Source organism: bacterium (assembly GCA_024228115.1).
Taxonomy (GTDB): domain Bacteria; phylum Myxococcota_A; class UBA9160; order UBA9160; family UBA6930.
On record JAAETT010000052.1, the window covers coordinates 1 to 21,978 of the forward strand.

Genomic DNA, 21,978 nt, shown 5'->3' on the forward strand with positions numbered 1-21,978 from the left:
GATGATCGGACTTCTTGGCATGCTTGGTCATGGTGGCGGTTCCTTCTTGGTGTAGTGACCCCCTCCGTAATACACGGAGGGTGAAGGAGCCGCCGCTCTCAAACTCTCAGAAAATCAACCGGTTCTGGGACATCCCCACTCACGATGCCGCGGTGTGCCAAGCGAACGATCTCGTTGAGTACGCCCGTCACATCGACCATCGACTGCAGGGTTTGCGAGAGCAACGCCACTTCGAAGCTCTTGTCGGGGATCGCCGCGACACCCTTGTCGAGGTTCGCATGAATCACGTCGAGCCCGCGCGACACACATTCGACGACTTCGTGCTGGTCGCGTTCGACACCCAGCACCGGCTCGTGACCGCGATCGCGTAGGATCGCGAGGAGGTCTCCGTTGCCGCAGCCGAGATCGACGATACTCGCCTGTTTGGGGATCAGGCGAAGGATCATCTCGTAGTCGAGCCGGCGCGCGAAGAAGATACCGGTCGGCTCGTCGATCCGGGGTTCATCGGGGACCCGGATGCTGGCTTCGGATCCGGCCTCCGTGGAAAGCGCCGCGGCGATCATCCGCGCGCCGTCGCGCATGCTGTCTTCGAGGAGGAATGAATCGTGTCCAGCCGGGCTCTCGATCTCGCAGCTGCTCACGGATCGCCCCTGTGCGAGCAGCGCATCCACGATTCGCCGTGACGCCGCCGGCGGGTACAACCAATCACTCGAGAAGCTGAGAAACAGCCAGCGACAGTGGGAGGGTTCGAGAGCCGCCCGCAACGCGGCATCGGTCTCACCCAGATCGAAGAGATCCATCGCAGTCGAAAGCGTGATGTAGCTATTCGCGTCGAAGCGCTCGACGAAGCGGTCCCCCTGGTGCGCGAGATAGGTCCCCACTGAAAACGTGCTTTCGAACCCGGTCTCGATCGCACGTGGCTGCAGGCGTGTCGGATCGAATTTCGAGCGCATCGATTCGTCCGACAGGTAGGTGATGTGAGCCAGCATGCGCGCGAGCGCGAGCCCTGCTTCTGGCCCCGGCCCTCCGTAGTACTGCCCATCCGCGAAGCGCGGATCATGACGGATCGCGTTGCGACCCACGACATCGAACGCGATACCCTGACTGCTGAGACGAGGGGCTGCCGCGACGACGATTGCCGTCGCGACGGCATCGGGATGACGCGTCGCCCATTCGAGCACTTGAAGGCCACCGAGTGACCCCCCGACCACCGCCCGCAGGGTTTCGATCCCGAGATGGTCGACCAACCGCTTCTGGACTTCCACCATGTCCGCGACCGTCACGACAGGAAAGTCCGCCCCGTACGGCCGCCCGCTCGCGGGGTCGATGAAGTTCGGCCCCGTCGTGCCCCGGCAGCCACCGAGAAGGTTGCTGCAGATGACGAAGTAGCGATTCGTGTCGATCGCGCTTCCGGGCCCGACGATCACGTCCCACCAGCCGAGATCGTCGTCTTCTGCGTGGCGTGCGACGTGGGAATCACCGCTCAACGCGTGACAGATCAACACTGCGTTGCTGCGGTCGGCGTCGAGTTCGCCGTAGGTTTCGTAGCAGATCGTCACTTCGGGTAGTTCGGCACCGCTCGCCAGGGCGAGCGGCATGCTCGACACGAAGGTCTGCGCGTGGCGCAGCCGAGCGGCACTCCGCAGATCGTCGCTGCTGGTCGGATCGCTCACGGGGCCATCACGAAACGGTCTCTGAACTACGTCTTTGCGAAGTGGACACCGCCTACTGGCTTGCGCGCAACGCCTGATCGAGGTCCGCGATGATGTCGGCCGCGTCTTCGATCCCCACGGACACCCGAACGTATTCGGGCGAGACGCCGGTCGAGGCCTGCTCCTCGACGGTGAGCTGCGAATGGGTCGTCGAAGCCGGATGGATGACGAGCGTCTTCGCATCACCGATGTTCGCGAGGTGGCTCGCAAGCTTCACGCTCTCGATGAACTTCTTGCCCGCTGCTTCGCCGCCCCGAATTCCGAAGCCGAGAAGTGCACCCGAGCCGTTCGGCAGGTAGCGGTTCGCCGCTTCGTGATGCGCGTGGCTCGAGAGCCCCGGATAATTCACCCACTCGACCGCGTCGTGGCTTTCGAGGAACTCCGCCACCTTCTGCGCGTTGCCACAATGCTGCGGCATGCGCAGGTGCAGCGTTTCGAGACCCAGCAAGGTGAGGAAAGCCGCGAATGGACTCATCGCCGCACCGGTATCGCGCAACCAATGGGTCCGGATGTGCATGATGTACGCGATGTTTCCGACCGGGCGAAGCGCCTCTTCGAAGACCGCACCGTGATAGGACGGCGAAGGTCCGCAGAACTCGGGCCAGCGCTCCGGATCGTCGGCCCACTGGAAGTTTCCGCTGTCGATCACGACGCCACCGATGTGAACACCGTGGCCACCGATGAACTTGGTGGTGGAGTAGATCACGATATCGATGCCGTGTTCGATCGGGCGCAATAGCGAAGGGGTCATTACCGTGTTGTCACACAGCAAAGGCAACTTGTGAGCATGGGCGATCTCGGAGATCGCCCGAAAGTCGGGCACATCGTTCTTGGGGTTTCCGATGCTCTCAAAATAGACGCAGCGCGTGTTTTCGTCGACGAGTTCGTGGATCGACTCGGGCTTGTTCGGATCGAAGAAACGCACCTCGATCCCGAGGTTCTTGAACGTCTGCGTGAAGAGCGTCCAGGTGCCGCCGTACAGGCTCGTCGACGAAACGAAATTCTGACCTGAGTGGCAGATCGTCAAGATCGCGGCCGTGATCGCCGACTGTCCCGACGCGAAACTGAGAGCCGCGGCGCCGCCATCCATCGCCGCGAGCCGCTTTTCGAGCACATCGTTCGTGGGGTTCATCAAGCGGCTGTAGATGTTGCCGAACTCGGTCAGGCCAAAGAGGTTCGCGGCATGTTCGGTGTCGTTGAATACGTACGACGTCGTGGCGTAGATCGGAACCGCGCGCGCGTTGGTCGTGGGATCGGGTTCCTGGCCAGCGTGGACCGCCATCGTTCCGAGGCCTTGGGGCGTGGGTTCGTCGCTCATTTCGGAGAATCCTTTCGGGGGGTCCGGGCGGAGGGTTCGAGGCGCGGGAGCGCGCTCGCGCGGGCAGGCAAGCCTAGTCGAAGCGAGGCACGCAAGCTCTTCGACGCGGTCGGCGGCGGGGATCACCCCTTCGCTGAGGGTGTACCGGGTTGGAGAGGCATTCGTGCGAGATCGATCCGGAGGCTTCGGATCTTCTGGCACCGAGAGCATCCAGGGGAAGCTGAAGAGGCTGGGGATCGAGTGAGCGGCAGGGCGGCTCCCCTACCCGGCCGGGCACGGATCGAGTCGCAGGGAGCTCGCGGCTTCGGGGGCTTCGCGGGGGTAGAGACCGATCGCAGCTGCGGCGCGGGCCACGGCGTACTTCTCGACCTTGAGGGTGTGGATCGCCTTGACTGTCGCGCGGTCCTCGTGAAGGGCCGGTACCACGCAGCGGGTCTCCCCACCTCTGAGCAGTTCGAGGCGTGCGCCATCCAGGGAATGCTCGAGCGCCTTCGTGCGCGGCATACCCACCCACTCGCCGTCTTCCCGGTCCACGATCCAGAGCCGCAGCTCGGCGGGCCGGCCGGCGCTATCGGTCGCGTAGAGCGACACCACTTCCTCGAGCTCCGCCATCGCGGCGTAGAGCCCGAAGAAGAGCACTACCGGGCTGGCTGCCAACGCCAGCCACCCGAGCCAGCGCGGCCCGGCGGACGACACGAGCACGCCGCCTAGCACCAGCGCGCCCAGACCACCGAACAGGTTCCCGCCGCGGGGCACCGCGTAGGCGCCCTCGTGAAGGAAGCGGACGGCGAAGACGGCGATGCCGAGGGCGAGCAACCCCCAGCCAACGACGGTCTGGAGTTTCGAAGGCGATCTGGATTCACTCACGGCATTCTCCTCATGCGGCGAGGCTACCCCACCGCGGACGCCTGCGTTGGCTGGATACTTGGGCAAGCACGGCACCGCATGCGGAGAGTGAGGCCTCGCGAAGGTTGGGGATCCGATCGTGGACCACTCGTTCCCCGAGCCAGGACATGGCCGCACACCGAGGGGATCCGAAGGGCATTCGCGCGATCGACGAATGAGGCATGGTCGAGGATGGCTTGCTCGTGACCCCTGGGGGCATATTGCGGATGTCAGCGATACCGCGGTTGAAATTGACCGTCCGGAAGTTCGCGCAACTCCGAGGCGTTCGGTGGATCAGGCGGGATTCGAATGCCCGTCGGCCAGGTAGCGGCAGATCATCTCGACCATCGCCTCCTTGACTCCGCGCGCATCGTCCGGGTGGAGCGCAGTCCAGATCCCGACCGTTGGGACGATGATGTCGAGCAGACGTGCAGCCGCCAGCGGCGATCGCACGCGTTCTCGCGACGTGAGCTTCCCAAGCACCCGCGCGAATGCCTGACGTTCGTAGCGGTCGTACTGATCGCTCAGTTCTGCGAACGCGGTATGCGTGTACGCCATGGCCGCGAACGTACGCAGCAGATCGGGTGGCACCGGATGCAGTGCCTTCCACGTCCAATCGACAATATGCTCGATGACACGCCGCAGATCGACTTCGCCGGCCGCCAGCGCCACCTCGACCGCTGCGACCATTCGATCCTGCTCCTGGCGATTGTGCTCGAGAGCCCGGTGCACCACCTCCAGGAAGATCTGATGCTTGTCGCGGAAATAGCGATAGAGGCCGCCGACGCTCATGCCGGCGCGCGCAGCAATATCGGGTGTCTGTGTGGCCTGGAAACCTCGCTCCCCGTAGAGCTGAACCGCCGCAACCAGGATGCGCTCGTAGGACGCGCGAGCCCGCGTCTGTTTGAACTCCCGGGGGGCCGGCGGTGCAGGAGCCGTTCGCGAACCACGCCCTGCACGCTTCGGGGACACGACCATAAGGGGATCCTAGCTTGAGCGCAGAAAAGCGAAAGTTCTTTCGTTTTTTCTTGACATGACCCAAAAACGAAGGGACATTCGCTTTATGCTCTCCCGCGAATCCCCCCGCGCGAGCCGCCGCGCCCTCCTCCGCTTCCTGCTGAGCAGCCCTCTGCTCCTTGCGCCGCGCCCCAGCGCCGCCCTCGGGGAGCTCGTAGAATCCCTCGCGCGCTGCGAACCCGATCTGTCTCCTGCCGGCGAGCTCATCGCGTCGCCCGCGGACGCGATCAACGTCTTCGACTTCCGTGCCGTTGCGAAGCAAACGCTCTCGCCGGGCCACTACGCCTATCTGGCCACCGGCGTCGACCATGAGCGAGGGCTTCACGCAAACCGGGCGGGGTTCGGACGTTTCGGGCTTCGTCCTCGGCGCATGGTCGATGTGCGCGAACTGGACACGACCACTGAGATCCTGGGTACCCGAGCCTCCTGTCCGATCGTGCTCGCCCCGGCTGGAATGCAGACCGCCTTCCACCCCGAGGGCGAGCTGGCCGTCGCACGCGCGGCGAAGGGCACAGATCAGCTCCAGATTCTCTCGACGCTGTCCGCGAAGTCGCTCGACGATGTGCTCGAGGCGCGCGGAGCCCCTGTCTGGTTCATGCTGGTGACGCCTCGTCTCTGGCCGGTGACCCGGCTGCAGCTCAAGAAGGCGGAAGAGGCTGGCTGCTCGGTGGTCGTACTGACGGTGGACTACGTCGGATTCGGCAGTCAGGATCGCCTGCGCCGCTTCCGTGGGCCTGGTGACCCGTTCCCGAGCACGGAGAGCCGCGAATGCCAGAGCTGCCATGGCCCCAGCACGGTGGGACGAATCGGGCGCATCCTCACGGCGTTCGGACAGGATCCTCTCGAGTTCGCGTCCGATGCGGTCAATCTCGACTGGGAATACGTTGACCGAATCCGCGACGCGACTTCGATGAAGCTGGTCCTGAAAGGAATCCTCACCCACGAAGACGCCAGCCTCGCTGTCGAACATGGCGTCGACGGCATCATCGTCTCCAACCACGGTGCCAGACAGATGGACAATTCGCTCTCCACGATCGAGGTGCTGCCGGAGATCGTGCACGCGGTCGCCGGGCGCATCCCGGTGATGATCGATAGCGGCTTCCGCCGCGGCACCGATGTCTTCACCGCCCTCGCCCTGGGTGCCTCCGCGATTTGCATCGGCCGCCCCTACCTCTGGGGCCTGGCGGCATTCGGCGAGCCTGGTGTCGACGGCGTTCTGCGCCTCCTGCGCCGTGAATTCGAAACCGTGATGCGCCACATGGGTACCCCGGACATCGCGTCGATCACACGAGACTTCGTAGAAACGGGCTGAGCCGGCCAACCTCCCACAGCGGAAGGCCGTTCCGGCATGCAGGGACTCCCTCGAGCCGGATCCCGTGGAACTCGGATTCCAGAATCACGACCATGGCGCATGGTCGGGGCTACACAGCGAGGCCAACCTCACTCTCGTGCGACGGGGGCGTTTCGAGGCGCTCGACGTTCGTTTCGTCGGCGGTCGGATGAAGTCGCTCGTCGCGCCGATCCTGGCGGCGCACGAAGCTCACGTAGAGTGACGGCACCAGGTAGAGCGCGAGGATCGCGGAGCCTCCGACACCGCCGGCGATTCCAGTTGCGAGCGGGCCCCAGAAGCGGCCGCCGAACACGATCAGCGGGATGAAGCCACCCACGGTCGTGAGCGTCGTCGATACGATGTGACGCGTGGCGCCCACGACCACCTTTCGCACCTCTTCCGGTTCGGCGTGCTCGCAGCTCGGTGAAGCTCGTAGCGCGGAGAGCACCACGATCGCCCCGTTGATCGCCAGGCCGACGAGTCCCATCGTGCCCAGGATTGCATTGAAGCCCATGGGGTAGCCGAAGGCCCAGACCCCCACGAACGCCAGGCCGATGGAGAGGAATGCGACGATCCCGATGATGCCCGCCATGCGGAATGAGTTGAACGAGAGGATGATGGTGCCTGCCATCATGACGAAGAGCGGCACCACGAAGCGCATCAGATTCGCCATGGCGTCGTCGCTCTGCTCGCTCTCGCCACCCAGCTCCAGGCGGTAGCCCGGCGGGAGTTCGAAGCCGCTCTGTTCGAGCCGGCGCTCGAAGTCCTCGAGAGAGGAAGAAATGATGGTAAACGGCAGCAGGAACGCCTGCACCGTGTTCACACGTTCGCCCTGCCGCCTGGGAACCCCCGCCAACTCGGGTACCAGGGTGACTTTCGAAACCGCCGATAGTGGAACTCCGCCAATCACGCCGCCCGTCGCCCTGGCGCCATCGCGCACCACGTAGTCGCTGGCCAGTCTCGCTAGTTCACTACGGTCGTCGTCTGCCACGCGAACCCGTACCGGGAGTTCCTGATTGGCCTCGAGGATCGAGCCGCCGACCACGCCTTCGATGCGGCCAGAGAGCTGATCGGCCACATCCACCAGCCGCAAGCCAGCCATGCGCAGCGCTTCCTCGTCAGCCTCGAACAGGAGCTTGGGCTCACCCGATCGAAGCTGCGCCAGCGTGTAGGTGACGTTCTCGGATTGGGCGAGCACGACGCGCAATTCCTCACCCAGGCGGCGCAGTTCGCCGATGTCCGGCCCCACAACGCGGATCTCGATCGGCGCGTCGAACGGTGGGCCCTGCTCGAAGGCGGATGCGAGGATTCGCGCATCGGGGAAGGCATCGGACAGTTCTTGCTGGAGTTCACGGAGCAGGCGGCCGGTTGCCGCCGCGCTGGTGGTGTTCACGAAGCCACCGGCAAAAGCGGAGTTGCGGTCCTGGCCTGGCATCACGTTGTAGTAGACCCGCGGTGTTCCTTCGCCGGCAATCCAGTGGCTCTCGACCACCTCTTCCTTGCCGTTCACGATCGAACGCGCACGCTTCACCGCAACAAGGGTGGCCGCGAGCGAAGTTTGACTCGGGAGCACGATCTGGACCTGGAACTGGTTGCGGTCGTTCGAGGGGAAGAACTGGCTCGGCAGGGTCGTGACGACGTAGAAGCCGAGCAGGGGCAGCGCAACCGAGACGGCGACGCCGCGCCACGGGCGCGCGAGCACGAAATCGAGGCTGCGCTCGTACCACGCGAGAATGCGCGCATTCGAGTAGCCGTCTCGCCAGAAACGCGAACCGGGTTCACCGCGTTCAGCCGTGAAGTGCCCCGCGATCGACGGGATCACGGTCATGGAAAGGAAGAACGAGCTGCCGACCGCGAGGGCGACACCGATCGAGATGGGCCCGACGAACTCGCTCATCGGCCCCGGCGAGAGCACGATGGGCAGGAACGCCAGGATGGTAGTGACCGAAGAAGCGAGCAGCGGAACGAACAGATGGCGCACGGCTTCCGAAACGGCGTCGCCCGGCGCGCTGCCTTCCTGCACGAGCGAGTTGTACTCGTCCACCACGACGATCGCGTTGTCGATCAGCAGGCCCAGGGCGATGATGAGGCCGGTGATCGACATCTGGTGGAGTGGCATGTCGATCCAGTTGTACTGGGTGAGGACCATCGCGACCGTGAGAGGAAGAGCACTTCCGACAATCAGGGCCGATCGGGCGCCCATCATCACGAGCAGCACCAGCCAGACGATGGCCGAAGCGAGAAGCAGGTTTCCCGCAAGGTTCGCCAGCCGCGCCTGCGTGTAGATGCTCTGATCGAAGACGAGTTCGAGAGAGATCCCGGGTGGCATCTCCGCCCGGTACGCCTCGACGATGGCACGGGCTTTCTCGGCCCAGACGTCGACGCGGTAGGACGGCTCCATGGTGGTCGCCACCATTACGCCCGGACGGCCGCGGACCAGCGCGACCGACTCGACGGGCTCGCGCACGGTCTTCTCCACCTGCGCCACGTCGCCCACGCGCAATACCCGGCCGTCGGCTTCCTGCCGCAAGGGAATCCGCCGAATCCGTTCGACCGAAGTCAGCTCGCCGGCGACTTCGATGACGAGCTGGCTCAACTCGGCGCGCAGCTGACCGGCCGGCACCTTCGAATCTGCGCGAGCGATCGCCGCCGAGACATCGCTGGGGCGCAACCCGAGTGATGCGATTTCGAACGGATCGATGCTGACCCGAACCTCCTCTTCAGCCTCGCCGAGGAGCTCGACCTCCTTGGTGCCGGGCACGTTGCGCAGACGGTTCTGGAGTTCCTCGCCGAAGCGGGTGAGGATTCCGAGCGGTGCATCGCCGGCACCGTCCCAGACGAAGGCCGGGAGCAAGGTCAGCGCAGTCGATGTCCGGTCCTCGACGACGGGAACACCGGCACCTGCGGGAAGGCCGCCAGCAGCGTCACTCACCCGGTCGCGCACCTTGGACCAGATTTCGTCCACTTCGTCGAAGCCGTAGTCGTCTCCGAACTGGATTGCGATCGTCGAAACCCCGGTGCGGGAAGTCGAATTGATATCCTCAATCTCGTGGAGCTGGCGAAGCTCGGCCTCGATGGGTTCGGTGACGAGCGACTCGACTCGCAGAGCGCTCGCACCCGGGAAGAAGGTCGTGACCATTCCGAAGCGGCCCGCCATCGCCGGATCCTCGGAGCGTGCGAGGCTCCCAAGGGCCGCGATGCCCGCGATGGTCGCGAGCATGACCGCGAGGATGGTGAGACGCGGATTGCGGTAGAAGAGGTTCGCCACGCCCTACCCCTCCGCTCCGTCGGCGCCTGGGCCCGGGTCGGAGGGTTGGGATTTCGCGGTCTCTTCCGTGGCTCGTACGAGCTGCCCCTCTACGATGCGGTGGACGCCGCTCGTCACGATCCGGTCACCGTCGTTCAACGTACCCGTGACATACACCCGGTCGGTCTCGACGTGGACGACCTGCAGATCGCGGCGCTCCACCCGGAAGAAACCGGGATCCTCGGCCGCCGCGATGGCATAGGCGCTCCAGAGCCCGCGTCGTCCCTCGGTGAGTGCGGTCATCGGCAACCAGTAGCCTTCGCCGGGCCGCGCCGTTTCGAGAACGAGCCGCCCGAGGGTTCCGTCCGCGATCGCACCGCCCTCCTCGGCGTCGATGTGGAAGATTGCCGTGAGGGTCCGGGCTGCGGATCGACCTCGGGCAGCCGCGCGTGAAGGCGCGCAGTCCGTTCGGCTCCTTCCACCTCGACGACGTAGCTCGCGTCGGGATCGAGAGCGTCGGCCGTGGCAAGAGGCAGTCCCACCCGAAGTTCGAGGGGACCGACCTCGATGATGCGCAGGATGGCCTGCCCGGGTGTAGCGACGGTGCCTTCGTCCACAGAGCGCATGACCACGATGCCCGCGAAAGGTGCCCGCAACTCCGAGAGCTCGAGCATGACCTTCACTCGCGCAATTCCGGCCTTCGATGCCTCGAGCTCGGCGCTCAGGGCTTGCTGGTCGAAGCGCGCCTCATCGAACGCCTGCTGTGAAATGCTCTCGCGGTTCACCAGCTTCTCGCGTCGGGCCGCCGTCCGCTGCGCCAGCTCGAGTCGGGCCGCGGTCGCCTGGCGCCGCGCCTGGAGTTCGCGCAGTTGGGCCCGCAGGTCGCGCGTCTCGAGTGAGGCGAGGAGGTCTCCCTGTTCGACGCGGTCTCCCTCATCGACGCCGAGGTTCACCACCCGGCCGGCGTGGTCGAAGCCCAGATCACTGCTGCGACGGCTCTCCACGCGACCTGCAAACGTCTCGCGCACGCGGTAGCTCGTCGCCAGCCGCACCGGTGCGGTTCGCACGAGCAACGTCGATGCGGCCTGAGGTTCGATGTCGTTGCTCGCGCCGTTTCCCACTTCGCAGCCCAGGCACAGCAGGACTGCCATGGAAACAGCGGCGGCTGTCAGGGATCGAGCTCGGTTTTCGGTTCGCATGGTTGGATTCCCCGTATCAGGACGCGCACGAGGTCTTCCAGGAACGCAGAGTCGGTCGGGAGCGCATCTCCCATCCTCCGCTGGAGGCTGGGCCGCGCCTGGAACCAGTGTTCGACGAGATTGAATAGAGCGATGAGAGCCGATGCAGGGTCGATGTCGTCCCGCATGAGGCCCTGCTTCTGCATCTCGCGGAATCTTTCGGTGCCGCGCAGGGCCAGTTCGCGGGCCGGCTGCTGCACCGCGTTGGATGCGTTCGCCCACGCGTGCAATCGGACGAAGTTGGGCTTCTCCTGGAGGAACGCGAAGAGCGCGCGTGCCGACTCCTCGAAGCCCGCGATGTCGAGGGAGGGGCGGGCCAGGATTTCGCTCTGCCGTTCGCCGTAGTCAGCGAAGAGATGGTCCGCGACCGCCAGCCACAAGTCTTCCTTCGATCCGAAGTGGTGGTGGATCAGGCTTCGGGTCACCCCGGCGGCGTCGGCGAGATCCCGCAGGCTGGCACCGGCGAATCCGCGTTCGGCGAATACCTGCTCGGCCGCCTCGAGGATGGCCAGGCGCGTCTGTTCGCCGTCTCGCGGGCTCTGGCCGGCGCTGGTGGTCGAAGGGAGGGCCATGACCACAGGGAACATGGAGTGAATTGGCCGGCCGGTCAACTCCCCTCGGGGGATCCAATTCTCTTCTTCCTGGTCAGATCCGGCCTCCGATGGAGGCTGAAGGCGGATTCGGTCGCCGCTACCCGATTTCCGGATGAGCTTCGTGCCACCCGGTTGCGCCCTGATACGCGGCACCCAAACCGAGCAGCCGCGACTCGTGCAGGCGGCGGGCCACGAGCTGGAACCCGACCGGCGCTCCGTCGCCAGTGAATCCGCAGGGCATCGTCAGCGAGGGAGTGCGTGCCATGTCGATGGGCAGGTTGAAGCGCATGAGCAGGAGTCCCTGCTCCGGTGGAAGATCGCTTCCACCGATATTCGTGTCGGCAGCCAGCGGGAGGGGAATGACCGGAGTGAGAACCGCTGATACCTCGTCGAAGAGACGATCGAAGCCGATCGCGTAGGCGTCGCGTACGGCATTCGCTTCGGCCAGGGCTCGTCCCGACACTGCATTCCCGAGTTCGAGAAGGCCGCGAAGATCCGGACCATACTCGTCGGCATGGGAAGGAAAGGTCGCCGCATGCGCATTGGCCACGTCTGCCGCGCAGATGATCGGCCAGGCGCCGGCGGTTGGCGTCATATCGGGTAGTTCGAGTTCGACGATCTCGGCTCCCAGGCCACGAAAGACCTCGGAGGTGGCCAACACCAGGCCCGCCATCTTCTCATCGCCTACCTCGAAGGCTCGTGGGTCGATACCGATTCGAACGCCTCGAGCGTTCGCTTCGGGAGGCTGGGCGATGGAGTCACCTTCCTGCTGGGATGCGTTCAGCCAGAGGCTCTGCGAATCGCGAGCGTCACCACCGGCGATCACGCCGAAGACCGCCGCGCAATCCGCGACGTCGCGCGTCATCGGCCCCACATGGTCGAGTGAGGTGCTGAGCGGGAAGACCCCGTGGAGGGGAACCCGGCCGTGGGTCGGCTTGAGACCGGTGAGTCCGCAGCTCGCCGACGGGAAACGGATCGATCCGCCCGTATCCGAGCCGAGCGTTGCAAACGCCAGGCCCGCAGCAGCCGCGACGCCTGATCCGCTGGCTGAAATGCCCGTCCAGCGCTCTTCGCACCAGGGATTGATCGGAGGCTCTACGCTCGGATGATGGGAGGTGAATGCACCTTCGGTCAGCTTGAGCTTTCCCAGGATGACCGCACCGGCGGCTTCGAGCCGTTCGACCACGCAAGATGTCTGGCTCGCAACACCGAGCTTTCCAAGAAACTGCGTTCCCGCATAGGTCGGCTCGCCGGCGATATCGCAGAGATCCTTGATCGCGATCGGGACGCCGTGTAGCGGGCCTCTCGAGCTCCCCGCACGGAGTTCTTCATCGAGCTTCTCCGCCTGTGCAAGTGCGCGCTCAGCCAGAACGAGATTGTAGGGGCGAACCTTCGGATCCAATCTTTCGATTCGTCCGAGCATCGCCTCCGTGATCTCGAGAGACGAGAACTCGGCCTGGCCGATTGCAACCCCGACTTCCAGCGCTGAGAGCCAATGGAAGGAATCCGGAAGGGTCATCGCTCATCCTCCAACGTTCGAACGGATGCAGCCGCCAGATCGGCAGTCGGTTCAATCAGCTCGACCCCTCGCGCCGGTTCTCCGAAGCGGCATCGAGCGTCACCATGGCGATACCGATCATCGACTCCCGCGTCACGATGTCAGCCAGTTGTTCCTCGGTCCAATCTTCCGTCCCTGCCGGGCGCAGCGGAAGGACGATGAAGCGGGATTCGGCGGTCGTATCCCACACCCGGATCTCGATCGTCTCGGGCAGGTCGAGACCCATCTGGTGCAGGACCTTGCGAGGCTCACGCGCCACCCGAGCCCGGTACTCGGGGCTCTTGTACCAGTCCGGAGGCAGGCCGAGGACCGGCCAGGCCGTGCACGAGCACTGGGTGCACACGATCACATGATGAAGCTCGGGCTCATCCTCGAGTGCGACGATGTACTCGCCTTGCGGGCCTTCGAAGCCAAGCTCGGCGCAGGCGGCCGTCCCGTCCGCGAGCAGACGCGCATGATAGGCGGGGTCGGTCCAGGCCCGAGCGACGACCTTTGCGCCGTTGCGCCAGTTCATGACCTCCTCGAGCTGGCCCAGCGTGGCATCGAGAAGTGTGTCGAACTGGCCCTCGGGCAGATGGCCTTTTTCCTCGAGGGCGGTTCGCACGGCGGAGGCCCGTTCGGCGATCCCCGCCGGCGGCATGGCGTCCCGTTCACGACTCATCCTGTTTCCTCCAGATAGGTCTCCCAGAGCTGGACGACGACAGACTCGCGAGCGCCCGCTGCGTCGCCCCACAGATCTTCCGCCTGGAAGAGCACGTGGTAGGTCGGCTCGCTGCGCGGCGGGAGACCATGGGCCGCCGCATCCGGATACGAGAAGGGAGGCGTCACGTGAAGCACTTCGCCCTGGACTCCGCGTACATAACGAGGGGCGCGCGTGTGGCCAGCCGGGTGCATCTCGCGGACCCGCACCCGATCACCGACCTGATACCGCGGGGATTCGCTGCTTGCCTTGCCATCGGCCTCGACCAATGCGGCGGGCTGAGCCAGCGGGAAAGGGCCTCCGGCCCGGTCCTCGAGTTCTTCGTGGGTAAGGATGCCCTTCTCGACCAGCAGAGTGGCCACGCCCGTGAGTGTTCGCTCGTAGTAGGACGCGCTCAGGTAGTGCGCAGGCAACATGCGTTCGATCGAATGCCGATACTCATCCACGTTGTAGGTGCGTAGAACGCCGACGCAAAGCACGTTGAGCCCGAAGGCAAGTGCCTCCCAGGGCTCGTGAAAAGTCGGCTCGTCCGTCTCCACTTCGACGGGCCCGAAGCCAGCCATTCCTGCCAGATCATGAATTCCGTCCATTCCACCTCCGGCTTCCAGCTGGCACGGTAGACCGGGCGGGGCCCGATTCGCAAAGAGAAGCGTGTCGGATCTCCCGTGAGCCATGGAGAATCCGCATCTCGGGTATCCTCGCGCGGCCCCTGCGAACGCGAGGAACGATCATGTCGGCCGAACCCAACTTGCTTTCCCTCCCGCCCCAGCCTCACGGCTTGAGCTGGCCGACCCGAGCCTGGCCCGAAGGGGACCTCGACACGCGCGTCGACCGGCCTGCCCTCGAAAAGCTGCTGGATCATGCCTTCTCCACTCCCGAGCCCGACGATCTGGAGCGCACCCACGCAGTCGTTGCCGTTCAACGTGGAAGGATCGTCGCCGAACGCTATGCAGCCGACGTCGCCCCTGACGACACATTCCTCTCCTGGTCGATGGCGAAGAGCATCACGAACGCACTCATCGCGATCCTGGTCCGCCAGGGCCGCCTCGACATTGCGCAGCCAATCCCCGTACCCGAATGGCCCGAAGAGGATCCGCGACGTCGCATCACCATCGACCAACTGCTTCGCATGGTCGATGGGCTGCGCTTCCGCGAAGCCGAGCACCTCGGCGGGGGCGCTGTTCGGTACTACCCGGAAGAGGAATCGGATGTGGTACCGATGCTCTTCGGCAAAGGGAAACACGATGTCGCCGGCTTCGCCGCCAGCCTGCCCTATCAGGTCGAGCCCGAGACGCTCTGGAACTACAACAGCGGCGCCAGCAACCTGCTCGCGCGCCTCGTGGGCGAGACCGTGGGCGGCGGCGAAGAAGGCATGCGCACCTTCATGCAGCAGGAACTCTTCGAGCCAATCGGAATGAAGACCGCAAAGCCGCGCTTCGACGAGGCGGGACACTTCATCGGGTCGAGCCACTGCTATTGCAGCGCACGAGACTTTGCCCGCTTCGGCTATCTCTACCTTCGGGACGGCCTCTGGGAGAACGAACGCATCCTCCCGGAGGGCTGGGTCGACTACAGCCGAACGCCTTCCTCTCTTTCCCCTTCCGGCACCTATGGAGCCCATTTCTGGGTGATTCCCGGCAGCCTGGGCCTCTTCAACTGCAGTGGCGCGTGGGGCCAGCGCATCCTCATCAGCCCGAAGCTCGACCTGGTCGTGGTACGCCTCGGCAATACCTCGCCGCATAAGGTCGATGTAGCGGTTCGCTGGTGCAAGGATCTCGTGGACGCATTTCGGCCCACAGCCGGCTGAAACCAAGCCCGCGATGGATCGCGAGCCTCGCCACTCGCGTTTCGAGCGGGGCGGGGAGCTGGAGAGCGCCCTCGACATCGACGCCAGGCGCGGGCCTGCTAGGTTCCGCCGCCCATGAGCCCCGCGGAAACCCATCCGACCCCGCGCAAAGACCTGCGCAATCTGGCCATCATCGCCCACGTCGATCACGGCAAGACGACGCTCGTGGATGGCCTGTTCCGCTATACCGGCGCGGTCGCGAGCCATCGCGATGTGGAAGAGCGTGCGCTCGACAGCAACGACCTGGAGCGTGAGCGCGGCATCACGATCGTCGCCAAGAACACGGCGATCGATTTCGAGGGCATCCGCATCCAGTTGGTCGATACGCCGGGACACGCGGATTTCGGTGGCGAAGTCGAACGCGTCCTCGGCATGGTGGATAGCGTGCTGTTGCTGGTGGACGCCGTGGAAGGCGTGATGCCCCAGACCCGCTTCGTGCTCGGCAAAGCACTGGAGCACGGCTTACGCCCCATCCTGGTCGTGAACAAGATCGACCGGCCCGAGCAGCGTGCCGAGGCGGTGGTCGACGAGGTCTTCGACCTGCTGGTCGAACTCGGCGCCAACGACACGCAACTGGATTTCACGACGGTCTACTGCTCGGCCAAGGCGGGCATCGCCGGGACGAGCCCCGACGGCCCGATGAACGACCTGCGTCCCCTGCTGGACGCCATCGTCGAGAATGCTCCGGCGCCCATGGTGGACGGCGAGGGCCCCCTGCAATTCCAGGCCGTGACCCTCGGCTACGACGAATTCCTGGGCCGTCTCGTGATCGGACGGGTCGATCGCGGCTGCATGAAGCGGGGCAGCACGGTCATCCGGATCGGCGAGAACGACAAGGCCGAGCCCTTCCGAATCACCAAGCTCTTCGGAACCCGCGGGCTCGACCGTGTCGACATCGAGGCGGGCGATGCGGGTGACATCGTCATCCTGGCGGGTGTGGACACGATCGAGATCGGCGACACCATCTGCGAGCAGGGCCAACCGGACCCCCTGCCTCGAATCGCCATCGATCCGCCGACGATCCGGGTTCGCTTCTCCGTCAATACCTCACCCTTCGCGGGGCAGGACGGTCGCTTCCTGACGAGCCGGCAGATTGGCGATCGTCTCGCACGAGAAGCGCTCTCGAATGTCTCCATCCGCATCGAAGAAACGGAGTCGCCGGAGATCTTCGAGGTCGCCGGTCGCGGTGAGCTGCAAATCGCCGTGCTGATCGAAACGATGCGCCGTGAGGGCTACGAGTTCAACGTCTCGCGGCCGGAGATCATCCCCCGCGAGGTGGACGGGAAGCTCTGCGAACCCGTCGAGGATGTCTTTGTCGAGGTGCCGGAAGCCTCCTCCGGGGTCGTCGTCGAGAAGCTGTCTTCCCGCCGCGGCCGGGTCGTCTCCATGGAGCCCCGCGCCGACCGTATGCACGTCCATTTCATCGTGCCGTCGCGCTCGCTCTTCGGCTACCGAAGCGAATTCCTCACCGACACCCGCGGCGAGGGCATCCTGCATCACGCGGTCTGCGGCTATGAGCCGCATGCCGGGCCTCTGGCCGGGCGCCCGGTGGGCGCAATCGTCTCGAGCGAGACAGGGAAGACCACCCCGTACTCGCTGTTCAACATCCAGGAGCGTGCCACTCTCTTCGTGCTTCCGGGAATCCCGGTGTACGAAGGCCAGGTGGTGGGTGAGAACCGGCGCCTCGGCGACATGAACGTGAACGTGTGTCGGCCGAAGAAGCTCACCAACGTCCGCGCGGCGGGCCGCGATGAAGCAACCGTGGTCACTCCCCCGCGCCAGATCACGATCGAGAGCGCTCTGGAGTGGATCGAGGAGGACGAGCTTCTGGAGGTGACGCCCAAGTCCCTGCGCCTTCGAAAGCGCGTCCTCCCGGCCAATCTGCGCAAGCGCTGAACCCGGCGCCCGGGAGGAATCTCCCGGCAAGAGCAGAATTCTCTCAAGAAGCGGCAACTCGGACCGACAAGTCCCCTAGAAACCAGGGGGACACCGAATTGCTGGATCTCGTGAAACCGCTCGACGCCGACACCCTGGAGCGGATGCTTCAATACGCGACGGCCACCGCGGCCGAGCGCGTGCACCTTCGTCCGGGAAGCCGTCCGATGGTCGTGGGCTTGGGAGGGCCGCGCGAGATCGGATTCCGTCAGCTCTGCGCCGAAGACACCGTGGAGGTAGCAGGACACTTCCTGGCTGCCGCACGGGTTTCCGAACGGGCTCGAGATTCCGCTTGCGACGCTGCACGGGAAATCTTCCTGTTCATGAAGCTCGAGAATGGGGCCCTTGCCGAAGCCGTACTCAAGCCTTGCCGCACGGGCGTGGCCGTCACGATCGAATTGATTCCGCCGCTCCCGTCGGGTGCCGACATCGAGTTGATCGAGGCCTGAAGCGCCTAGATCTCTGCCCGGAAGAAAGCCAGCACCTGGCTCCACGCTTTCGCAGTGAGTTCAGCGTCGTGAACGTCTGGCCGGCTGTCGTTCATGAACGCGTGCCCGGCGCCGCTGAAGATCGTGAAGTCCGCCCGCTTCCCCGCAGCCGCGAGATCTGCTTCCAGCTTGCGTGCGGACTCCATGGGGACGAACTCATCGTGTTCGGCGAAGATGCCGAGCACGGGAGCCTTCAGCCCCGAAAGATCCAGCTGAACATTGGGGTGGATGCCGTAGCAATCCACGACGGCGCCGATCCTGTCGTTGCGCGTCGCGGCATCGAGGGCCAACTGGCCCCCCATGCAGAAACCGATCACTCCGACCTTGCTGCCTATCACACCGTCGTGGCCGAGCAGCACCTGAACCGCCCCATCCAGATCGCGGGTCGCCCGCGGCAGTTCCAGATCCATCATCAACCGACCTGCTGCATCCGGATCCGTAGTCGCCTCTCCGCGGTAGAGATCCGGTGCCAATGCGACCATGCCGTCCCGGGCCAACCGGTCACATACATCTCGGATATGATCGACGAGGCCCCACCACTCCTGGATGACGACCACCCCAGGGCCCTTGCCTCCGGCCGGTACGGCCAGGTACCCCCGCCCCGGATCCCCATTGCTCACGCAGTCGAGTTCGGTCCCTAGCCGAGCCATGCCCTCTCCTTGTTCGGGTCCAGAACGCAAGAGCGGGGAAGTCGGCTGAGCCGGCTCCCCCGCTGTCTCCAAACGCCAGGTTGACGCCTAGGGGTTACCACCGCAACCGAAGCCGTTCCCGCCGCAGCCGGTGCCCACCGGGGGGTCGACGACACGGAACTGGTTCGGGCGCCGCGGCCGCCGGGGCGTCACAGGCGGTGTCGGCGTCACGCGGTTGGGGCAGTTGCTGGCCTCACACGCATCGCGCCGGAACTTGTCCGGAGCACCCACATCCGGGAAGACCGAGCCGCCAAACTGGGGCGCCGCTACATCCGTGGGTGTGAACAGACCCGCGATCTCCACCTCGCAGCTCGGTGTGTTTTCCACGCTGATGCTCGGCTCGGCGTGGTCCGTGGCCGAAACGCCCTGCCCTCCGCCCACGGCACAGCCCGTCGCCACGCCCAGGGGGTCCGCAGCGCCGTGTCCGGTAACCTGCACGGATTCGCTGTGGTTGCAGAGCCGTGTGCTCCCGGCACCGCTCACCCAGAATTCGGTATCCGAACGCAGGGTCTGGGCCGCGAGGTGAGGGGTCGTCACCTGCAAGGCGGCGGCATCTTCTCCGCGCGCGTCGATGACGCGCAGGCCACCTTCGTGCAAGATCAAGCCACGGGAGTCGCCGTCCGCGCCAATCTGGAGACGGCTGCCCGTGTCAACCTGGGCATAGACATTGTCCGTTAGAACGCCGACCCGAGAGGCCGGCGAGGTGAGAATGGTCTCACAGGCGTGAACGACGTCGTTGCAGGAGAGTGCGCGGGGATCCTCGCCGGCGCGCTGGGCGTGAACCGATCCGGACTTCGCCACGACCTGGGCCACGACCTCGGAAGGATCGCCGTCACAGGCGAGCTCGACGCTGGTGGCCGGAAGGGCCTGCATCGCCAGCCCAGCGACCAGCAGGAGAGTGGAAATACGTGTGCAGATCATTTGGAGAGACCTCCTCTCACAGTGAGTCACTCTTCGAGGCGATAGGTGACGTACAAGCCCAGGATTTCCCGGTCGTAGTCGAATACAGCCACATTCGAGTGATTCTTGATGTACCGGTAGGCGATTTCAGCGGAGAACTCCTTGGTCAGCTTCTTTTCGAGTGCGACCGAGTAGTACCAGGCGTCGTCGCGGCGGTTCTCGTTCTGGAGCGGGTATTCCAGGTTGAAGAACACGTCCTGCGGATCGGGGAACGACGAGTTGTTCCTGTAGGGGCGCAGGGTGTAGCTCACGAGCGTTCGCAGCTGGAACTCCATCGGGAGCCGGGTATCGGTCTCGACCCGGAACTCGTGCCCCTGGTAGGAATACTCACTGCCTCGGGCGCTGTACCGGTCATAGCGGTAGCCGAACGTCAACTCGGTCTCGAAGAATCCCACCGGAATGGAGTGATCGGCACCGATGGTGAAGCCCCAACCATCCTGGTTCCGGTCCTGGCCTTCTTGGACTCCCGGCGGTGAGCAGAAAGTGGTTCCCGGGTTGAAGCAGCTGGAGAAGGGCTGCCCCCTTCCGTCGATGGTCTCGCCGGAAGAGCTGTACATGTAGTTGTAGTCGTAGATCGAGCCATACAGCTTGGAGCGGCCCGGCGTGCCCCACTCGTGGAACAGGGTGGGCGTCAGCGTATCGGAGTGCAGGAAGGGCTTGCCGTCGATCCAGGAGTGACTCGAGTCGAAGCGAAGCCGCAGCGTCGTAGCCTCGGCGAGGCGCCGATCGACCCAGAGACTCAGCACCGGATTGTGCTGGTTGAACTCTTCGAGGTCGTAGTGGGCCGACCCGTAGTAGGTCATCGCCACGCCCGCCGACCAGTCCTTCTCGCGCAGGAACTCGTAGCCACCGTGCAGCGTCCAGACGCTGCGCATGTCGTGGCTGCCGCTGATTCCACGGGGCAGGAGGGTTCCCTGGGATCGGAGGACCACGTTGTCGTCGTACTCGACGCCGACGGTGGCCCAGGCCCACCAGGAACCACCATCCGTGGCTTCGATTCGCTCCTTCGCCTTGCGCGCCTCTTCTGCCCAGACGCTCCCCTGGGGCTCCATCGCGATCACGCGATCGAGGGCCTCGATGGCCTGCGCTTCGTCTTCCGCGCCCGCGAAGGCGAGCCCGGCATAGTACGAGGCGGTCGGCTCGACGGTCGTGGACGTGGCCCGCGCACGATCGAGCGAGGCCGCCGCCGCAGCGTTTTCCTGGCGGCGCAGAGCCAGCAGCCCTTCGTAGAGATGCAACTCGGCGCGATCACTGGAATCGGCCTTCGCCTCGGCAATGGCGGCTTCCGCAGCCTGGATGTCGCCCAGGTGGAACGCGGCCATCGCGTAGTAGAGATCCACATGCTGAAGGCTGGAGTCGGCCTCCCGTGCAGCGCGCAGCTCGTTTTCGGCGGCGGGATACTGGGCCAACTGCACGTGGCAACGACCACGGAGGAAGTGTTCGGCGGCGGAGGGTTCACCGACACCGGCCAATAAATCGAGCGCCTCCGAACAACGTCCGGAGCGCTCGAGGGCCGTGGCACGGGAGTCCTCGACACTTCCTTCGGCGAAGGCAGCAAGCGGCAGGTAGACGAGCAGTGCCGCAACGCACGCGGCACTTCGAAGCTGGGTGCTCACACCAACCGGCGACGCAGCGCCAGCCCGAGACCGGTCGTGACCAGGAGCACCACGATTCCCGGCTCGGGAACGGGCGCGAACATCAAACCAACGAGGTGTTTCGGAAATTGGAGATCTCCCGATGTGTTCGTGAGGATATCTTGCGTGACGCGATACTGAAGTGATTTAGTCACGCTTTGGCCTGAGGTCAAATCGCCCAGGTAGAGTGCAAGATACGACGTCGCGGGTTCTCCGCCTCCGGCCGGCAAGTTGATCATGCGCCAGATGTCGGTGGTGCTCATCGGATCGAGATTCAATCCAACGTTCTGGGGCTGATAGCCCCCAGCGATGTTATTTGCACCCAGAACATCCGTGGGATCATGACCGCGGAAGACGATCCAGACGTCAGTCAATGGCTGGTTCGCAGTGAACTGCCAATCGTTCTGATTCTGCGCGGGGTTCGCGATAAAGTCCGGACCACCCGGGATGTAGTTCGAAGTGATGTCCACCGGGTTGGTAATCGTGAGCGTCGAACCGACCAGCCCCAGCGAGTTGGGGACAATGACCTGCCCTCCATTGGCAAGGAAATCGGCCTGGGCCTGGGCGGACAATCCATACGGATTCCCGTCGCTGGCCAGCACGCTGCCGTCGAAGAACAGGTCGATCGGCGAGGCCTGAGCCGCAGCCGCCGCGAATGCAAATACGAGTGCGACACCAAGGATGCGTGCCTCGCGCGTGAACGAATTGGAAAACATCGAGCTCATCTCCTCTCACCCTCCCTGGTCGCAGCCGCGAAACCGGATGCAGCGGGTCAACTGGTGAGTGGCCTGTGAGGCTCAAAAATGTCGCAAGAAAATGCCCTTCGGG

At 64.8% G+C, this 21,978-nt stretch carries 19 protein-coding genes; 4 read left to right on the plus strand and 15 right to left on the minus strand.

What is annotated here, in order from left to right; translation table 11 throughout:
• Positions 1–98: 98 nt before the first annotated feature.
• From GY937_02125 to GY937_02140, 4 genes are all read right to left on the minus strand, one after another.
• Positions 99–1,673, minus strand: a complete 1,575-nt coding sequence (locus GY937_02125) for a homoserine O-acetyltransferase (protein ID MCP5055502.1) — start codon at positions 1,671–1,673, stop codon at positions 99–101.
• A gap of 52 nt (positions 1,674–1,725) precedes the next feature.
• Positions 1,726–3,030: an O-acetylhomoserine aminocarboxypropyltransferase/cysteine synthase gene (locus GY937_02130; protein MCP5055503.1), complete on the minus strand. Its 1,305-nt coding sequence runs from the start codon at positions 3,028–3,030 to the stop codon at positions 1,726–1,728.
• Positions 3,031–3,291: 261 nt separating this feature from the next.
• Positions 3,292–3,897, minus strand: a complete 606-nt coding sequence (locus GY937_02135; protein ID MCP5055504.1) for a hypothetical protein — start codon at positions 3,895–3,897, stop codon at positions 3,292–3,294.
• Positions 3,898–4,209: 312 nt separating this feature from the next.
• Positions 4,210–4,887, minus strand: a complete 678-nt coding sequence (locus GY937_02140) for a TetR/AcrR family transcriptional regulator (protein ID MCP5055505.1) — start codon at positions 4,885–4,887, stop codon at positions 4,210–4,212.
• 91 nt (positions 4,888–4,978) lie between these two features.
• Here GY937_02140 and GY937_02145 point away from each other — a divergent pair, with 91 nt between their 5' ends.
• On the plus strand, positions 4,979–6,244 hold the full coding sequence (locus GY937_02145; protein MCP5055506.1) for an alpha-hydroxy-acid oxidizing protein: 1,266 nt from the start codon (positions 4,979–4,981) through the stop codon (positions 6,242–6,244).
• Between the two features lie 109 nt (positions 6,245–6,353).
• On the opposite strand, the gene GY937_02150 is transcribed toward GY937_02145, so the two are convergent.
• From GY937_02150 to nthB, 7 genes are all read right to left on the minus strand, one after another.
• On the minus strand, positions 6,354–9,530 hold the full coding sequence (locus GY937_02150) for an efflux RND transporter permease subunit (GenBank protein MCP5055507.1): 3,177 nt from the start codon (positions 9,528–9,530) through the stop codon (positions 6,354–6,356).
• A 3-nt stretch (positions 9,531–9,533) separates the two neighbouring features.
• Positions 9,534–9,812 carry a hypothetical protein gene (locus GY937_02155; protein MCP5055508.1) on the minus strand — a complete coding sequence of 93 codons (279 nt, stop codon included), beginning with the start codon at positions 9,810–9,812 and terminating at the stop codon, positions 9,534–9,536.
• Positions 9,809–10,660: an efflux RND transporter periplasmic adaptor subunit gene (locus tag GY937_02160; GenBank protein MCP5055509.1), complete on the minus strand. Its 852-nt coding sequence runs from the start codon at positions 10,658–10,660 to the stop codon at positions 9,809–9,811. The genes GY937_02155 and GY937_02160 overlap by 4 nt, the downstream gene beginning before the upstream one ends.
• A gap of 17 nt (positions 10,661–10,677) precedes the next feature.
• The gene (locus GY937_02165; GenBank protein MCP5055510.1) at positions 10,678–11,319 is read right to left on the minus strand and encodes a TetR/AcrR family transcriptional regulator; all 642 of its coding nucleotides are present in this window, start codon (positions 11,317–11,319) and stop codon (positions 10,678–10,680) included.
• Positions 11,320–11,437: 118 nt separating this feature from the next.
• A complete protein-coding gene (locus GY937_02170) occupies positions 11,438–12,859 on the minus strand; it encodes an amidase (protein MCP5055511.1) in 1,422 nt (473 codons plus the stop codon).
• Positions 12,860–12,914: 55 nt separating this feature from the next.
• Positions 12,915–13,559, minus strand: coding sequence for a nitrile hydratase subunit alpha (gene nthA, locus GY937_02175; GenBank protein MCP5055512.1), 645 nt, complete (start codon positions 13,557–13,559; stop codon positions 12,915–12,917).
• Entirely contained in the window at positions 13,556–14,188 is a 633-nt protein-coding gene (gene nthB, locus GY937_02180; GenBank protein MCP5055513.1) for a nitrile hydratase subunit beta, read from the minus strand. The genes nthA and nthB overlap by 4 nt, the downstream gene beginning before the upstream one ends.
• 140 nt (positions 14,189–14,328) lie before the next feature.
• On the opposite strand from nthB, the gene GY937_02185 reads away from it, so the two are divergent.
• The 3 genes from GY937_02185 to GY937_02195 all read left to right on the plus strand — a co-directional run bounded on the left by GY937_02185 (position 14,329) and on the right by GY937_02195 (position 17,828).
• The gene (locus GY937_02185; protein MCP5055514.1) at positions 14,329–15,405 is read left to right on the plus strand and encodes a serine hydrolase; all 1,077 of its coding nucleotides are present in this window, start codon (positions 14,329–14,331) and stop codon (positions 15,403–15,405) included.
• 114 nt (positions 15,406–15,519) lie between these two features.
• Positions 15,520–17,340: a translational GTPase TypA gene (gene typA, locus GY937_02190; GenBank protein MCP5055515.1), complete on the plus strand. Its 1,821-nt coding sequence runs from the start codon at positions 15,520–15,522 to the stop codon at positions 17,338–17,340.
• Between the two features lie 98 nt (positions 17,341–17,438).
• Complete coding sequence (locus GY937_02195) at positions 17,439–17,828, plus strand: hypothetical protein (protein MCP5055516.1); 390 nt, start codon at positions 17,439–17,441, stop codon at positions 17,826–17,828.
• Between the two features lie 5 nt (positions 17,829–17,833).
• Here GY937_02195 and GY937_02200 read toward each other — a convergent pair whose 3' ends face one another.
• The 4 genes from GY937_02200 to GY937_02215 form a co-directional block, all read right to left on the minus strand.
• Complete coding sequence (locus tag GY937_02200; protein MCP5055517.1) at positions 17,834–18,517, minus strand: dienelactone hydrolase family protein; 684 nt, start codon at positions 18,515–18,517, stop codon at positions 17,834–17,836.
• An 87-nt stretch (positions 18,518–18,604) separates the two neighbouring features.
• Positions 18,605–19,477 carry a FecR domain-containing protein gene (locus GY937_02205; protein ID MCP5055518.1) on the minus strand — a complete coding sequence of 291 codons (873 nt, stop codon included), beginning with the start codon at positions 19,475–19,477 and terminating at the stop codon, positions 18,605–18,607.
• 26 nt (positions 19,478–19,503) lie between these two features.
• Positions 19,504–21,132 carry a DUF560 domain-containing protein gene (locus tag GY937_02210; protein ID MCP5055519.1) on the minus strand — a complete coding sequence of 543 codons (1,629 nt, stop codon included), beginning with the start codon at positions 21,130–21,132 and terminating at the stop codon, positions 19,504–19,506.
• A complete protein-coding gene (locus tag GY937_02215) occupies positions 21,129–21,875 on the minus strand; it encodes a PEP-CTERM sorting domain-containing protein (GenBank protein MCP5055520.1) in 747 nt (248 codons plus the stop codon). The genes GY937_02210 and GY937_02215 overlap by 4 nt, the downstream gene beginning before the upstream one ends.
• Between the last annotated feature and the right edge of the window lie 103 nt (positions 21,876–21,978).

Excerpts from the sequence above, each read along its gene's own strand:
- GY937_02130 (MCP5055503.1), bottom strand. The coding sequence starts at position 3,030 with ATGAGCGACGAACCCACGCCCCAAGGCCTCGGAACGATGGCGGTCCAC.
- GY937_02145 (MCP5055506.1), top strand. The coding sequence starts at position 4,979 with ATGCTCTCCCGCGAATCCCCCCGCGCGAGCCGCCGCGCCCTCCTCCGC.
- GY937_02155 (MCP5055508.1), bottom strand. The coding sequence starts at position 9,812 with ATGACCGCACTCACCGAGGGACGACGCGGGCTCTGGAGCGCCTATGCC.
- GY937_02160 (MCP5055509.1), bottom strand. The coding sequence starts at position 10,660 with ATGGCAGTCCTGCTGTGCCTGGGCTGCGAAGTGGGAAACGGCGCGAGC.
- GY937_02165 (MCP5055510.1), bottom strand. The coding sequence starts at position 11,319 with ATGGCCCTCCCTTCGACCACCAGCGCCGGCCAGAGCCCGCGAGACGGC.
- GY937_02170 (MCP5055511.1), bottom strand. The coding sequence starts at position 12,859 with ATGACCCTTCCGGATTCCTTCCATTGGCTCTCAGCGCTGGAAGTCGGG.
- nthA (MCP5055512.1), bottom strand. The coding sequence starts at position 13,559 with ATGAGTCGTGAACGGGACGCCATGCCGCCGGCGGGGATCGCCGAACGG.
- nthB (MCP5055513.1), bottom strand. The coding sequence starts at position 14,188 with ATGGACGGAATTCATGATCTGGCAGGAATGGCTGGCTTCGGGCCCGTC.
- GY937_02185 (MCP5055514.1), top strand. The coding sequence starts at position 14,329 with ATGTCGGCCGAACCCAACTTGCTTTCCCTCCCGCCCCAGCCTCACGGC.
- typA (MCP5055515.1), top strand. The coding sequence starts at position 15,520 with ATGAGCCCCGCGGAAACCCATCCGACCCCGCGCAAAGACCTGCGCAAT.
- GY937_02200 (MCP5055517.1), bottom strand. The coding sequence starts at position 18,517 with ATGGCTCGGCTAGGGACCGAACTCGACTGCGTGAGCAATGGGGATCCG.
- GY937_02205 (MCP5055518.1), bottom strand. The coding sequence starts at position 19,477 with ATGATCTGCACACGTATTTCCACTCTCCTGCTGGTCGCTGGGCTGGCG.
- GY937_02215 (MCP5055520.1), bottom strand. The coding sequence starts at position 21,875 with ATGAGCTCGATGTTTTCCAATTCGTTCACGCGCGAGGCACGCATCCTT.